Origin of the sequence: Piscinibacter gummiphilus (assembly GCF_002116905.1) — a bacterium.
In the GTDB taxonomy this organism is placed as follows: domain Bacteria; phylum Pseudomonadota; class Gammaproteobacteria; order Burkholderiales; family Burkholderiaceae_C; genus Rhizobacter; species Rhizobacter gummiphilus.
The window spans coordinates 1,283,227-1,297,914 of record NZ_CP015118.1; the positions used below are offsets into that span (position 1 = coordinate 1,283,227).

Consider the following 14,688-nt stretch of genomic DNA (forward strand, 5'->3'; position numbering starts at 1 on the left):
GTGCGCCATGAACAAGGCCATCCCAGGCACCGCCACCGCCGCTGAACGCCAGGCCGCCGCCGAACACGGCCTTTACGACCCCACGAACGAACACGACGCCTGCGGCGTCGGCTTCGTGGCGCACATCAAGGGCCACAAGGCCCACAGCATCGTCGAGCAGGGCCTCAAGATCCTGGAGAACCTCGACCACCGGGGCGCCGTGGGCGCCGATGCGCTGATGGGTGACGGCGCCGGCATCCTGATCCAGATCCCCGACGAGTTCTACCGCGAGGAGATGGCCGCCCAGGGTGTCACGCTGCCGCCCCCGGGCGAGTACGGCGTGGGCATGATCTTCCTGCCGAAGGAACACGCGTCGCGCCTCGCCTGCGAGCAGGCCGTCGAACGCGCCATCAAGGTCGAAGGTCAGGTGCTGCTGGGCTGGCGCGACGTGCCGGTCGACCGCGACATGCCGATGTCGCCCACCGTGCGCGAGAAGGAACCGATCATCCGCCAGGTCTTCATCGGCCGCGGCCCGGACGTGATCGTGCCCGACGCGCTCGAGCGCAAGCTGTACGTCATCCGCAAGACCGCCTCCAGCGCCATCCAGCGCCTGAAGCTGACGCACAGCCACGAGTACTACGTGCCCAGCATGAGCTGCCGCACCATCATCTACAAGGGCCTGCTGCTCGCCGACCAGGTGGGCAAGTACTACAAGGACCTGCAGGACCCGCGCGCCACGTCGGCCCTGGCCCTCGTGCACCAGCGCTTCTCCACCAACACGTTCCCCGAGTGGCCGCTCGCCCACCCGTACCGCATGGTCGCCCACAACGGCGAGATCAACACGGTCAAGGGCAACTTCAACTGGATGCGCGCCCGCGAAGGCGTGATGAAGTCGCCGGTGCTGGGTGAAGACCTGTCGAAGCTGTACCCCATCAGCTTCGAAGGCCAGTCCGACACGGCCACGTTCGACAACGCGCTCGAGCTGCTCACGATGAGCGGCTACTCGCTGGCCCACGCCGCGATGATGATGATCCCGGAAGCCTGGGAGCAGCACGCGACGATGGACGACCGCCGCCGCGCGTTCTACGAGTACCACGCCGCCATGCTCGAGCCGTGGGACGGCCCGGCCTCGATGGTGTTCACCGACGGCCGCCAGATCGGCGCCACGCTGGACCGCAACGGCCTGCGTCCGTCGCGCTACATCGTCACCGACGACGACCTCGTCGTGATGGCCTCGGAATCCGGCGTGCTGCCGATGATCCCCGAGAACAAGATCGTCAAGAAGTGGCGCCTGCAGCCGGGCAAGATGTTCCTGATCGACTTCGAACAGGGCCGCATCATCGAGGACGAGGAACTGAAAAACCAGTTCGCCCTCGCCAAGCCGTACCGCCAGTGGATCGAGAACGTGCGCGTGCGCCTCGACTCCATCGATGCCACCGGCACCGCCAGCCCGTTCAGCGAATCCCTGCTCGACCGCCAGCAGGCCTTCGGCTACACCCAGGAAGACATCAAGTTCCTGATGAGCCCGATGGCCCAGGCCGGCGAAGAAGGCACGGGCTCGATGGGCAACGACTCGCCGCTCGCGGTGCTGTCGGACAAGAACAAGCCGCTCTACAACTACTTCAAGCAGCTGTTCGCCCAGGTCACGAACCCGCCCATCGACCCCATCCGCGAAGCGGTGGTGATGTCGCTCGTCTCGTTCATCGGCCCGAAGCCCAACCTGCTCGACATCAACGCGGTGAACCCGCCGATGCGGCTCGAGGTCTCGCAGCCCGTGCTCGACTTCGCCGACATGGAGCGCCTGCGCGAGATCGAGAAGTACACGTACGGCAAGTTCAAGAGCTACGAACTCAACATCACGTACCCGCTGTCCTGGGGTGACGAGGGTGTCGAGGCGAAGCTCGCGTCGCTGTGCGCCGAATCGGTGGACGCCATCAAGGCCGGCCACAACATCCTGATCATCACCGACCGCCGCATGGACCGCGACAACGTCGCGATCCCCGCGCTGCTCGCGCTGTCGGCCGTGCACCAGCACCTCGTGCGCGAGGGCCTGCGCACCACCGCCGGCCTCGTGGTCGAGACGGGCTCGGCCCGCGAAGTGCACCACTTCGCCGTGCTCGCGGGTTACGGCGCGGAAGCCGTGCACCCGTACCTCGCGATGGAAACCCTCGCGGGCATGCACGCCGAACTGCCGGGCGACCTGTCGGCCGACAAGGCCATCTACAACTACGTGAAGGCGATCGGCAAGGGCCTGTCGAAGATCATGTCGAAGATGGGCGTGTCCACGTACATGTCCTACTGCGGCGCGCAGCTGTTCGAGGCCATCGGCCTCGAGAAGGCGCTGATCGACAAGTTCTTCCGCGGCACGGCCAGCCAGGTCGGCGGCATCGACGTGTTCGACGTGGCCGAGGAAGCCCTGCGCATGCACAAGGCCGCCTTCGGCGACGACCCGGTGCTGGAAAGCATGCTCGACGCCGGCGGCGAGTACGCCTGGCGCGTGCGCGGCGAGGAACACATGTGGACGCCGGACGCGATCGCGAAGCTGCAACACAGCACGCGCTCGAACAAGTTCGACACCTACAAGGAATACGCGCAGATCATCAACGACCAGTCGCGCCGTCACTTGACGCTGCGTGGTCTGTTCGAGTTCAAGTTCGACCCGGCCAAGGCCATCCCGCTCGACGAAGTCGAGTCGGCCGCCGAGATCGTCAAGCGCTTCGCCACCGGCGCCATGTCGCTGGGCTCGATCAGCACGGAAGCCCACGCCACGCTGGCCGTCGCGATGAACCGCATCGGCGGCAAGTCGAACACCGGTGAAGGCGGCGAGGACGCCACGCGCTACCGCAACGAGCTCAAGGGCATCCCCATCGTGCAGGGCGCCAAGATGAGCGAGCTGATGCCGGGCGGCGACGTCCAGGTCGACTACGAACTCAACGCTGGCGACTCGCTGCGCTCGAAGATCAAGCAGGTCGCGTCGGGTCGCTTCGGTGTCACCGCCGAGTACCTGTCTTCGGCCGACCAGATCCAGATCAAGATGGCCCAGGGCGCGAAGCCGGGCGAAGGCGGCCAGCTGCCGGGCGGCAAGGTGTCCGAGTACATCGGCAAGCTGCGCTACTCGGTGCCGGGCGTGGGCCTGATCTCCCCGCCGCCGCACCACGACATCTACTCCATCGAGGACCTGGCGCAGCTGATCCACGACCTGAAGAACGCGAACAAGCGCGCGGACATCAGCGTCAAGCTCGTCTCCGAAGTGGGCGTGGGCACCATCGCCACCGGTGTCGCGAAGGCCAAGGCCGACCACATCGTGATCGCCGGCCATGACGGCGGCACGGGCGCGTCGCCGTGGTCGAGCATCAAGCACGCCGGCACGCCGTGGGAACTGGGCCTGGCCGAGACCCAGCAGACCCTGGTGCTGAACCGCCTGCGCGGCCGCATCCGCCTGCAGGCCGACGGCCAGATGAAGACCGGCCGTGACGTCGTCATCGGCGCGCTGCTGGGCGCCGACGAGTTCGGCTTCGCCACCGCGCCGCTGGTGGTCGAGGGCTGCATCATGATGCGCAAGTGCCACCTGAACACCTGCCCGGTGGGTGTGGCCACGCAGGATCCGGTGCTGCGCCAGAAATTCCAGGGCCGCCCGGAACACGTCGTCAACTACTTCTTCTTCGTCGCCGAGGAAGCCCGCCAGCTGATGGCGCAGCTCGGCATCCGCAAGTTCGACGACCTCGTGGGCCGTGCCGACCTGCTCGACACCCGCAAGGGCATCGCGCACTGGAAGGCCAAGGGCCTCGACTTCAGCCGCATCTTCCACCTGCCGAACGCGCCGGCGGAAGTGGCCCGCCGCCAGGTCGACACGCAGGACCACGGCCTCGACCGTGCCCTCGACGTCAAGCTGATCGAGAAGTGCCTGCCCGCGCTCGAGCGCGGCGAGAAGGTGCAGTTCATCGCCGAGACCCGCAACGTCAACCGCACGGTGGGCGCCATGCTGTCGGGCGAACTGGTGCGCCGTCACCCCGAGGGCCTGCCGGACCACACCATCTTCATGCAGCTGGAAGGCACCGGCGGACAGAGCTTCGGCGCGTTCCTGGCCAAGGGCATCACGCTGTACCTGATCGGTGACGCGAACGACTACACGGGCAAGGGCCTGTCGGGTGGCCGCGTGATCGTGCGCCCGAGCATCGACTTCCGCGGCGACGCGTCGCGCAACATCATCGTCGGCAACACCGTGCTCTACGGCGCCACGAGCGGTGAGGCGTTCTTCCGCGGCGTGGGTGGCGAACGCTTCGCGGTGCGCCTGTCGGGCGCCACCGCGGTGGTGGAAGGCACCGGCGACCACGGTTGCGAGTACATGACCGGCGGCACGGTGGCCGTGCTGGGCAAGACGGGCCGCAACTTCGCCGCCGGCATGAGCGGCGGTGTCGCGTATGTCTTCGATGAAGACGGCCAGTTCGCCAGCCGCTGCAACACGTCGATGGTCTCCCTCGACAAGGTGCTGACGGCCAAGGAGCAGGAAGCCACCGGCGACAAGGCCACGTGGCACCTGGGCCAGGCCGACGAGGTCACGCTGAAGAAGCTGCTCGAGGACCACCACCGCTGGACGGGCAGCCTGCGCGCCCGCGAGATCCTCGACAGCTGGTCGGAGTCGCGCGGCAAGTTCGTCAAGGTCTTCCCGAACGAGTACAAGCGCGCCCTGGGCGAAATGCACGCCGCCCGCCAGGCCGGCGAGACCATCGCCAAGGCCAAAGCATCCGACAAGCCCGCCGGCGGCAAGAGCCGCGCGAAGGCCTGAACCCGAATACGCCAGGAGTCATCGAGCATCATGGGAAAAGTCACCGGCTTCATGGAGTACGAGCGTCTTGAAGAGGGCTATGCCCCCGTTCAGGAGCGCGTCAAGAACTACAAGGAATTCGTCATCGGCCTGAAGACCGACGAGGCGAAGGTCCAGGGCGCCCGCTGCATGGACTGCGGCACGCCGTTCTGCAACAACGGCTGCCCCGTCAACAACATCATTCCGGACTTCAACGACCTCGTTTACCGGAACGACTGGAAGAACGCGATCGAGGTGCTGCACTCGACGAACAACTTCCCCGAGTTCACCGGCCGCATCTGCCCCGCCCCGTGCGAGGCGGCCTGCACGCTGAACGTGAACGACGACGCCGTCGGCATCAAGAGCATCGAGCACGCGATCATCGACCGCGCGTGGGAAGAGGGCTGGGTCAAGCCGCGTCCCGCGAAGTTCAAGACGGGCAAGAAGGTCGCCGTCGTGGGCTCCGGCCCCGCCGGTCTGGCCGCGGCCCAGCAACTGGCCCGCGTGGGCCACGACGTCACGGTGTTCGAGAAGAACGACCGTGCCGGCGGCCTGCTGCGCTACGGCATCCCCGACTTCAAGATGGAGAAGTCGCACATCGATCGCCGCATCGAGCAGATGAAGGCCGAGGGTGTGACCTTCCGCACCAGCGTGATGGTGGGCAAGCTGCCCGAGGGCAGCAAGGTCACCAACTGGGCCAGCGAGACCGTCTCCCCCGACGACCTCAAGGCGCAGTTCGACGCCGTGCTGCTGGCCGGTGGCGCCGAGCAGCCGCGCGACCTGCCCATCCCGGGCCGCGACCTCGAAGGCGTGTACTTCGCGATGGAGTTCCTGCCGCAGCAGAACAAGATCAACGCGGGCGACAAGCTGAAGGCGCAACTGCGTGCCGACGGCAAGAAGGTCATCGTGATCGGCGGTGGCGACACCGGCAGCGACTGCGTGGGCACCAGCAACCGCCAGGGCGCCACCAGCGTCACGCAGTTCGAACTGACCCCGATGCCGCCGGAGCAGGAGAACAAGCCGCTCGTGTGGCCGTACTGGCCGCTCAAGCTGCGCACCAGCTCCAGCCACGAGGAAGGTTGCGAACGCGAGTTCGCCATCGCCACGAAGGAGTTCATCGGCGGCGAAGGCAAGGAGAAGGGCAAGCTGAAGGCCCTGAGGACCGTGCGCGTCGAGTGGGCCAACGGCAAGATGACCGAAGTCGCCGGCAGCGAGCAGACGCTGGATGCCGACATGGTCTTCCTGGCGATGGGCTTCGTGAGCCCGGTGGCCAGCGTGCTGGAGCAGTTCGGTGTCGACAAGGACGCCCGCGGCAACGCCAAGGCGTCCACCGACTTCACGGGCGGCTACGCCACGAACGTGCCGAAGGTGTTCGCCGCCGGCGACATCCGCTACGGCCAGTCGCTGGTCGTGCGCGCCATCCGCGAAGGCCGCCAGGCCGCGCGGTCGGTGGACGAGTTCCTGATGGGCGTGAGCGACCTGCCGCGCTGAGGTCGTCGCACGAGGGAGGGCGGGGCGCACGCCCCGTTTCCCTCACCGTGGCCTTCCGGTGAGTGCCGGGATCCACGGCAGGCCCGGCGCGGAGGCGCCGGGGTTCGCCGCCACCGTCGGCGGAGCGAGGTGTCGCCGCTCAGGGAGTGGGCGACGAACCCGCGCCCGGGACGGGCGCCGCCGAGGGTTCGAAGCGGATCTCGAACTGCATCACCGCGGGGACCGGGAACCCGCCCACCAGCGGTTGCGTGAACTTCGCGCCCATGAAGGCCTCGCGGGCCGCCTGCAGGAAAACATCCGCCAGGGTGTCGGTGCGCGACTGCACGTCCACCACGGTGCCCATCGGATCCAGGAACACGGCGATCACGCCGCTCTGCGCCTCAAGCCCTGTGGCGACCGGGGGCATGACGATGCGGACGTCCGTGATCAGGCGCGGCTTGGTCGTGAGCTCCGCGTAAGGCACGGGCCGTTGCCCGTCGCCATCTCCGTCGCCGGTGGGCAGCGCGGGGTCGACCGAGGGCAGGGCGGGTGTCGTGGGGTCGGGCACGGGGTCCGCAGCCGAAGCCGCCGGTTCCGCGGGAGGCGGTTCCGGTTCCGGCGCGGGTTCAGTCTCGGCGGGGGGCGGGGTTTCGTCGAGGGGGGTGACGTCGAGTTCGGCCTGTGCCGCCTCGGCAGCCGGTGCCGGTGATGGCGCTGGCAACGGAGCCGGCACGGTGCGCGTGATCACGGTGGGGGGCACCGGGATCGTCCGGGGTCCGGGGAGCGTGGCCATGCCGGACGCTGGCGCGTGCGGCCACAACACGGCAGCATGAAGACCGAAGGCCGTGGCAGAAGCCACGGCCCACCGTGCGGCCCGAGCCGGCCGGATGGAGGATCCTCCGCCGGACATCGCCCCGCTCAGCGCTCCCAACAGCCGGTCTTGCTCCCGGTGACCGTGCGTTTGCTGGTCTGGTCCACCAGGAAGGTGCCGCAGCCGTCGTGGGCCATCGGCCCCGGATCCGCCGGCTTCATCGCGAGCGAGAACTTCGTGTCGGAGAAGGTCAGCGGACCGTCGGCATTCTCGAACTCCAGCGTGTAGAACCGCGAAAGCCGGTCCGAGTTCACGGCGGCCCGCACGGCAGCGACCGTGAGGGTCAGGCCGTTCCCGTCGGTGGCGTAGCTGCGGCTGATGGTGTACTGCCGCTCCATGAACTGGTGGGCCTCCACGAGGATTGCCTTGGCGTCGGCCCGGCGCCCCCGCGCCACGTACTCGTTGTACGCGGGCAGGGCGATGGCCGCCAGGATGCCGATGATCGCGACGACGATCATCACCTCGATCAGGGTGAAGCCCGAGGCCTTGCCCGAAGGCGTCGGCCGGCTGCGAAGGGGGGGGTGATGCGGCTTGTTCACGGGAGCCTCATTCATTGGAGCTGACGCCACGAGATGCGGCCCGGGCTGGAGGTCGGCGGCGGTTCTTCAGGCTCCTCGGGGGTCTCCGGCGGGCAGGTCTTGCCGGTGGAGCCCAGGCCCAGGTTGATCAGCGAGGTGTCGGACTGTGCCGCGGTGATGATCAGCTTGTTGGAGATCACCGGTTGGCCGTTCACGCACTCCCACGTGATGGTCTCCGAGAGCGACTTGTCCATCTGCACACCACCCGACAGGCGGGACACCTGGCCACGGTCGAAGTCCGTGGGGGCCGACGTGACCTCGTTGTTGACCGGCGTGTTCGCCGTGGTGGACACCAGCTGCGCCACGGGCTGGCTCAGGATGCCGCCGCCGTTGAGGAGCACGTTGGCCGTGTCGTTCGTGTTGATCTGGCCGTCCCCGTTCGAGTCGAAGGGGGCGTACGGGGCCGGACCGCCGGTCACGGGGTCCAGGAAGTAGATCGCCGACTGGCCGCCGTTCTCGCACGGGTCCGACGTCTTCGGGAGGTTGGCCACCATGATCACCATCTTCTCGATGACCTGCGGCGTGAGGTTGGCGCGCTCGCCCTTCGTGCGGAGGTCGAGGTACCAGCCGCGCTTGTTCTGGGCCCAGTCGGGTGAGTTGGGCGAGGTTTCGTAGAGGCGTTGCGAGCCCGTGTACAGGGGCGACTGGGTGCCGGTCAGCAGGGTGTTGCGGTTGGTGGCGGTCAGCTGGACGCGCGTGCCCTCGGTGCCACCGATGTTGCTGTTGTCCCAGATGCCGTAGAAGGACTGGGTCTTCGAGTTGACGTTGTTGGCGTCCACATCCGTGGTGTCGTTGGGCTCGAAGAGCTTGCCGGTGCCGAACAGGATCATGGCCCCCACCTTGCTCGGGTGTTCGACGATCTCGGGCATCACGGCGATGGGCTGCACGTTGCCGGCAGCGTTGGTCACCGTGATCAGCGGGTTGTTGTTGAATGCCACACCCCAACGGGTTTCGTCGGTGGAGCTGACGTCGAACTTCCAGAGGTTGCCCTTCAGGTCGCCGGCGTAGATGGCCATCACCTCGCGCTGCGCGTTCACGATGAAGTTCGGCTGGCTCAGGCCGTTGCTGCTGTCTTTGGCGCCCACGGCGAACGAGTGCACCTTGCGCGTGCCGATCTCGATCATGTAGAGCTTGGCCTGTCCGTTCTCGCTGTCGTAGCCATTGCCGAAGATGGCGGCCCACTGACCATTGCGCAGGCGGACGACGTGAGGGTACGACAGCACGAAGCCCATGTCCTTGTCGTCGGCCTCGCTGTATTCCCAGAGGAAGTTGCTCACGCCCATGCGGCCGATGGTGGAATCGGGCGTGCTCAGCGGGTCGGGGTTGGTCACGTCGATGGCGAAGATGCCGCGTGCGCCGGCGCCGTTCGAACCCACCAGCACGGTGTGCCAGTCGTTGTTGTAGTAGGCATCGGCCACGTTCGGCGGTCCGTCGACGGTGAAGCGGTGTTCGTAGTTCTTGTCGGACAGCAGGTTGAGCTTGTTCTCGGACAGGCCCCCGACCGTGGAGCGGGGCACGGTGTAGACGGCCGCCGGCACGTACGCGAAACGTTCGATGCCGGTGTCCGTGTTGAAGCCGTGCAGCATGCCGTCGTTCGCCGCGACGAAGATGGTCTTGCGCATGGTGTCGAGCTTGGTGCCCGAGCGGAATGCCTTGTAGCTGGCCTGGGCCGGGCTGGTGGGCAGGAACTCGTAGCCACCGCCGGCGTCCGGGCCCTTGATGGGCGAGCCGTTGACGATGTCCCCCAGCACGCCGCCAGTCACCGAGCCCACCTGGTACCGCACGCGGTTGCGCATCCCGCCGCCGTTCTGGACCTCCTTCGACGCGTCGCCGCGCAGGTAGTTCAGCACGTCGGCGCTGCCGAGGGCCGTCTTCTGCGCGGCCGTGAGCTGGGTGACGTCGGTCTTGGCATCCCACTTGAACTCGACGACGGGGTTCGTGGTCTGGCGGGTGGCCGTGTAGATCTTGCGATCCGCGTGAGCCGGCATCTTGTTCGACGCTTCCCACACCTGGCTGGTGTTGACCGCGCTGCCGGACGTGGGCTTGTTGTTGACCGTGCCGTCGGCGGCCTGCTGGAAGGAGTACAGGCGGCCGTACCAGCCGGCCGGACTGAACGTGCTCTGGTAGACACGGCCGTTCGCCGTGACCCGTGGCGAGTCGGTGGCCACCGCGGCGAGGTCGAGCGGCTGGTCGGCCACTTCCGCGAGGGCCGCGGCCAGGCCGTTGGCGAGGTCGGTCGGGTTGCTGGCGGAGAAGTAGCGGCCGCGTCCCACCATCGAGGCGTGGATCAGGTCGTCGCCCGTGGCGGCGTTGTCGTCGCTCGGGGCCGTCCAGGTCACGTTGACCTTCTGGGCGATGAGCTGGTCACGGAGCTCCTGGCTCGAGAGCCACGGCTGACCCAGGAACGGTTGGGCCCAGGTGGCGGTGCTGTTCGACGGCACGACCTTCGATCCGCTGACCGTGACGTCGCCACTGCCGCTGATGCCCAGGCCCACCGTGAAGGTGGAGACGTGCTGCCAGAAGGCCGGGTCGCGCTGCGACGGCACGACACGGTTCGGCGAGGTGTCGCGCAGGTCGGTGCGCCAGTAGTAGGCCGCGACGTCGGACAGGGTGTTGGCGCGCCCGTCCGTGAACGGCTTCACCGTGAACCGGCCCGCCAGCGCGTCGTTGGGATCCGTCGGCTCGGCGTCGCCGAACTTGTACCGGATGTTCTCCTTGCGGGGGTTCGGCGGCGTTTCCATCAGGCTGTTGCCGGCCATGAAGGAGTCGTTGTTGTTCGCCGCGTCACCGCTGGCTGCGCCCGAGTTCCAGAAGCCGTCGGTGCTCAGGATGTGGAAGCTGCGGCGGCAGCTGTACTCGTTCGTGCTGACGGTGGGGGGGTTGTCGTACCAGGGCTCCGGCTGGCGGAAGTACTCGCCCACGTCGTACAGCGCCTCGCGCAGCGGCGTGCCGCCGTTGCCGCTGGCGTTGGTGTAGAGCAGTTCGAAGAACCTTTGCCGCGAGGTGCCGGTGAACTTCTCGACGCCGCGGACCTTCGTGCCGTCGGTGTTGATCTGGCCGTAGCCCACCCGCAGGGCCTCACCCTGCAGCGCGAAGGCCGCCGACACCCCGCCCTTGGCCATCAGCCGGCGGTTGCGGTAGTACTGGAGCCAGTTGGCGAAGTTCTGGAGTTCCTGGTCCCGCGTGCACCCGGTCTGGACCGGAGATGTGGCCGTGGGAACATAGATCGCACCGGTGCAGTCGGTGCGGCTGGCGTAGCGCCTGAAGCCGGCCGACGTGGTGGTGATCTCGAACCGGTCGAAGTTCGAGGCGATGTTGTTCGTCTGCGCGGCGGGTGAACCGAAGGCCAGCGGGGTGCTCCCCTTGTACACGTACCAGGTGGCCGGCCAGTACTTGTTGTTGCCCGAACCGCGCTGCGCGGTGATGTCCAGCGTGTTGTTGCCGCCGTCGGGGCGGTCGACGTTGATCCTCACGGCCGTGGTCGTGGCGTTGCCCATCCGCACCTTGTCGTTGGCGTACGTGGGCCAGGCGAGGTACGTCACCCGGGGGTTGTAGTACAGCGGGTTGCCCTCGGCCGACCGCATGTAGCGGCCCACCTTGCCTTCGTTGGTCTCGTCGTTCTTGTAGTAGGTGTACGACAGGTAGTCGGACGCGTTGCCCGAGATGTTGGTGCCCCACATGTTCGGCCAGTAGTGCCGAATGGTGTTGGTGTTCTCCTGGCCGTAGGTGCTGCGGACCGTGCGCGGCACGCCATCCCAGAACGTGTTGGTGGGGTAGGGGCGATAGTCCGGAATGGCGTCCGACCGCATCGAGCCCGAGTCGTCCAGCGTGAACATCACGTTCACTTCGGGCGGCGTGGTGTAGATGCCCGGCAGCTGGTTGACGAAGGCGTAGGCGGGCGTGACGGCCTCGGTCAGCATCGCGACGGCCAGGACCGATGACAAGGTCCTTCGGGCGGTGAATCGGTAGGAGGTGGTCATGGGAAGTTGCTCCACGTGCGGATACGTTTTCGGAGGGAGTTGCGGGCGCGGCGGGGGAGGGCCGTCACTCCGAGGAGAAGGTGGCTTGCAGGACCACGCGGCTGTCGGCCGACAGGCCGGAGGCGCGGCCGGTCACCCGCACGCTCGTTCCGGTGGCATTGAGTTTCTCGACCATGCAGCGGGGCTGTTCCTTCAGGCCCGCGTCGGTCAGTTCGTCGTCGGTGAATGCCCCGGCGACCGAGTTGGTGCTGTCGGGGGCCCAGTTCGCTTCCACCTTCCAGTTCTCGTCGCCGCTCGTGACCGGATCGAGCTTGACGCCGGCATAGGTGTTGTTGCGCACGGCGGCCAGGCATCGGAGCACCACTGCTTCGGCGGACTGGAAGGCCTTGTTGCGGTCGCGGGCGTTGCCGGCGATGCGCTCGTCGGTGGTGGTGGCGCGGATCGACGCCAGGCTGAGCACCGTCACCAGGATCAGGACGATCAGCGTGATGATCAGGACGACACCCTGTTGCGCCTTGGGGCGGGGGGCACGTCGAGGGGCGGGGATGCGTGGCATTCGGAGGCCTCTTGCGTCAGAAGTACGCGATGCGGTTGCGCAGCGCGATGGTCGTCGTGAAGACCTGGCGGTCGAAACGGTCGGTGCGCTTGTCGTCCGCATCGACGGGATAGGTGACGGCCACGCCGCCCACCGTCGCGCTGTTGGCGAGCGCGTTGCCACCTTCCAGCTGGTCGGTGGTGCGCATCAGCAGCGACACGCGCACGGTCATCACGGTGTCCCAGTTGGTCACGGCGCTGGCGGTCACGTAGTTGCCGTCACGGATGTTGTCGGCGTTGCTGTCGATGCCGTACTGGACCTGCATCGTTTCCACCCCGTCGATGAGCTCCTCTTCGAGCCCCCCCGCGGTGGTGCCGTCGAACACACGGCGGTACAGCGAGGGGCCCGTGCCCGAGGTGCCCCGCTTGACGTAGTAGGCGACGGTGTGCACCGGGAACACCTCGGCTGCGGTGGTGTAGGTGGCGACGAGGGCGTTGCCGGTGACCATCGTGTTGCCGGCCGGGGCCGCGGGGACCGTGAAGAACTGGGCGGCGGTGCAGTTGGCGATCAGGCCGTGGCTGCCGGCGCAGAAGCCCGAGAGACCATCGACGCCGTTGCTGCAGCGGGCCCCCGTGTTCTGAAGGGTGAGGGTGGTGCTGCTGCCGGAGGTGGCGGGGTCGAGCGTGAGCCGCACCGGCTGGCCCACCACGGAACGGATCACCAGCACGTCGGATCCGGGGGTGAGGCCCAGCCCGGACCCGGAGACGGTGTCCAGCGGAAGGTTGGCGATGGCGGGTGCCGCGGCGCCGTTGGCGGTCCAGTTGCTGGCGTCGGTGTCGTCCGTGGGATTGGCGGAGGTCATGGGCAACGCATTGCCCGTCAGGGCGAAGTCGAAGCCCTCGACCCCCAGCTGGTAGTTGGTGTCGAGGGTGCCGGCCGTCAGGCCGGGGAAGCTGAGTCCGGAGGCGCGGCGGGTGAAACAACCCCGGTGGCCGATCATGCGGGCATCGGTGGCCAGGTATTCGAAGGCGGTGCGCACGCCCTGCTGGAGCTCCGAGAGCTGCTCCTGGCGCTTCGCGGCGGCGCGGGTGCTCTGGTAGACCGTCAGCATCACGGCGATCAGGCCCAGGCTGAGCGCGATGGAGATCATCAGCTCGACCAGCGTGAAGCCCCGCGCGGTGCGGCGGGACGGGTGCGGGTGGAACGGACGAAGGGGAAGGGAGGAGAAAGACATGTCGGGAGTTCCGTTCCTAGAGGCGCGACACCGTGACGAAGCTCTGGAGCGGGTCCGGCGTGTCGCCACCCGTGTCCTTCGTGTCGCGCCAGGCGATGGTGACCGTCACGAGTCCGTCGCCGGCCACCGCGATCGAGGCCTTGCCGCCGGGCAGGAGGGCGCCGACCGATTGCTTCCAGTCGGCGAGGTCGGTGTTGTTCGATCCGATGTCCTCGAAACCCTGGTCGATGTCCGTGACCCAGGTGCCCGGTCCTGTCAGGACGTCGCGGGCGTTGGTGCGGTCGGCGCGCATGCGGTCCAGCACGTCGTCGGCCAGCGCGGTGGCCTGGGAGCGGAACAGCGAGCTCTGGGAATAGGCCAGCGTGCGGATGTGCAGGCCGGCGAGGCCCAGCATGCCGAACGAGAAGATGAGCAGGGAGACGAGCAGTTCGATCAGCGTGATGCCGGCCTGGCGGCGCCGGCCTGCGGCGCGGGGCCGCGGCACTCGGGAACGGACGGGGGAAACACGGGAACTCATGAGCAGCTCACTCCGTTGGAGACGACCGACACCTTGCCGACGGCGGTGACGACGACGACCCGGCCGGGGGCGCCGGCGAGGCCGCTGCAGATGCGGAAATAGGAAAGGGTGGTGCGGCCGCGGGCGTTGAACACGAGTGACTCGCCGTTGGGGCCCGACCAGTCGGCGTACGTGGAGCCGTCGAACGTGACGCGGTTCACGCTGACCAGGCCGGGGGCGGCCTCGGCGACGTGCAGGTAGTCCACGTCGTCCTCCTTTTCGGCCCCGTCGCCGGCGGCGTTGGGGTACACCTGCCAGCCGCCGCTGAAGACCGACGTGCCCGCGACCGACCGGACGGCCATCGGGACCCCGGTGCGGGACGCCTCGCTGCGGGCCATCTTCAGGGCCAGCACCACGTCGTTGGTCTTCGACGTCAGGCGGCTGGAGGCCACGGTGCGCTCGAACAGGGGGGCGGCCATGGCCATCAGGATGGCGATGATGGCCACGATGACCATCAATTCGACCAGCGTGAAACCAGCCTGCCGGGAGCGACGCATCGAGCGGAGCCTGTGCATGGTGACGGTACCTTTCATGGCAGCGATTATCGGAGCCGGCCCCGGGGAGGCGGCGACCGGACGTCGGGCCCGATCGGCCGTCTGTCGGACCCGACGAGCGGTCGTCCGGGGGGGCGGGCGGGTGGTTACAAGGGTGAAACACATCTTTGCCGCCGGGCGAAGTCTG

General features: G+C 67.7%; 9 protein-coding genes. 2 read left to right on the top strand and 7 right to left on the bottom strand.

The genetic code is table 11. From position 1 onward, the window contains the following. The first annotated feature begins 7 nt into the window (after window positions 1–7). Window positions 8–4,765 (top strand): glutamate synthase-related protein, encoded by a 4,758-nt coding sequence (locus A4W93_RS05835; protein WP_085749718.1) that lies wholly within the window; start codon window positions 8–10, stop codon window positions 4,763–4,765. A 30-nt stretch (window positions 4,766–4,795) separates the two neighbouring features. Next, window positions 4,796–6,274 carry a glutamate synthase subunit beta gene (locus A4W93_RS05840; RefSeq protein ID WP_085749719.1) on the top strand — a complete coding sequence of 493 codons (1,479 nt, stop codon included), beginning with the start codon at window positions 4,796–4,798 and terminating at the stop codon, window positions 6,272–6,274. A gap of 139 nt (window positions 6,275–6,413) precedes the next feature. On the opposite strand, the gene A4W93_RS05845 is transcribed toward A4W93_RS05840, so the two are convergent. From A4W93_RS05845 to A4W93_RS05875, 7 genes are all read right to left on the bottom strand, one after another. Continuing rightward, complete coding sequence (locus tag A4W93_RS05845; RefSeq protein WP_157782117.1) at window positions 6,414–7,013, bottom strand: energy transducer TonB; 600 nt, start codon at window positions 7,011–7,013, stop codon at window positions 6,414–6,416. A gap of 158 nt (window positions 7,014–7,171) precedes the next feature. Then, on the bottom strand, window positions 7,172–7,663 hold the full coding sequence (locus A4W93_RS05850; RefSeq protein ID WP_348535663.1) for a type IV pilin protein: 492 nt from the start codon (window positions 7,661–7,663) through the stop codon (window positions 7,172–7,174). A gap of 11 nt (window positions 7,664–7,674) precedes the next feature. Continuing rightward, the gene (locus A4W93_RS05855; RefSeq protein ID WP_085749722.1) at window positions 7,675–11,682 is read right to left on the bottom strand and encodes a pilus assembly protein; all 4,008 of its coding nucleotides are present in this window, start codon (window positions 11,680–11,682) and stop codon (window positions 7,675–7,677) included. 64 nt (window positions 11,683–11,746) lie between these two features. Beyond that, window positions 11,747–12,238: a pilus assembly PilX family protein gene (locus A4W93_RS05860; RefSeq protein ID WP_157782118.1), complete on the bottom strand. Its 492-nt coding sequence runs from the start codon at window positions 12,236–12,238 to the stop codon at window positions 11,747–11,749. Between the two features lie 16 nt (window positions 12,239–12,254). Then, window positions 12,255–13,451, bottom strand: a complete 1,197-nt coding sequence (locus tag A4W93_RS05865) for a PilW family protein (RefSeq protein ID WP_085749724.1) — start codon at window positions 13,449–13,451, stop codon at window positions 12,255–12,257. A gap of 16 nt (window positions 13,452–13,467) precedes the next feature. After that, window positions 13,468–13,968, bottom strand: a complete 501-nt coding sequence (pilV, locus tag A4W93_RS05870) for a type IV pilus modification protein PilV (RefSeq protein WP_085749725.1) — start codon at window positions 13,966–13,968, stop codon at window positions 13,468–13,470. Next, window positions 13,965–14,504 carry a GspH/FimT family pseudopilin gene (locus tag A4W93_RS05875; RefSeq protein ID WP_169726508.1) on the bottom strand — a complete coding sequence of 180 codons (540 nt, stop codon included), beginning with the start codon at window positions 14,502–14,504 and terminating at the stop codon, window positions 13,965–13,967. Before A4W93_RS05875 ends, pilV begins: the two co-directional genes overlap by 4 nt. Between the last annotated feature and the right edge of the window lie 184 nt (window positions 14,505–14,688).

Excerpts from the sequence above, each read along its gene's own strand:
- A4W93_RS05835 (WP_085749718.1), top strand. The coding sequence starts at position 8 with ATGAACAAGGCCATCCCAGGCACCGCCACCGCCGCTGAACGCCAGGCC.
- A4W93_RS05840 (WP_085749719.1), top strand. The coding sequence starts at position 4,796 with ATGGGAAAAGTCACCGGCTTCATGGAGTACGAGCGTCTTGAAGAGGGC.
- A4W93_RS05855 (WP_085749722.1), bottom strand. The coding sequence starts at position 11,682 with ATGACCACCTCCTACCGATTCACCGCCCGAAGGACCTTGTCATCGGTC.
- A4W93_RS05860 (WP_157782118.1), bottom strand. The coding sequence starts at position 12,238 with ATGCCACGCATCCCCGCCCCTCGACGTGCCCCCCGCCCCAAGGCGCAA.
- A4W93_RS05865 (WP_085749724.1), bottom strand. The coding sequence starts at position 13,451 with ATGTCTTTCTCCTCCCTTCCCCTTCGTCCGTTCCACCCGCACCCGTCC.
- pilV (WP_085749725.1), bottom strand. The coding sequence starts at position 13,968 with ATGAGTTCCCGTGTTTCCCCCGTCCGTTCCCGAGTGCCGCGGCCCCGC.
- A4W93_RS05875 (WP_169726508.1), bottom strand. The coding sequence starts at position 14,504 with ATGCGTCGCTCCCGGCAGGCTGGTTTCACGCTGGTCGAATTGATGGTC.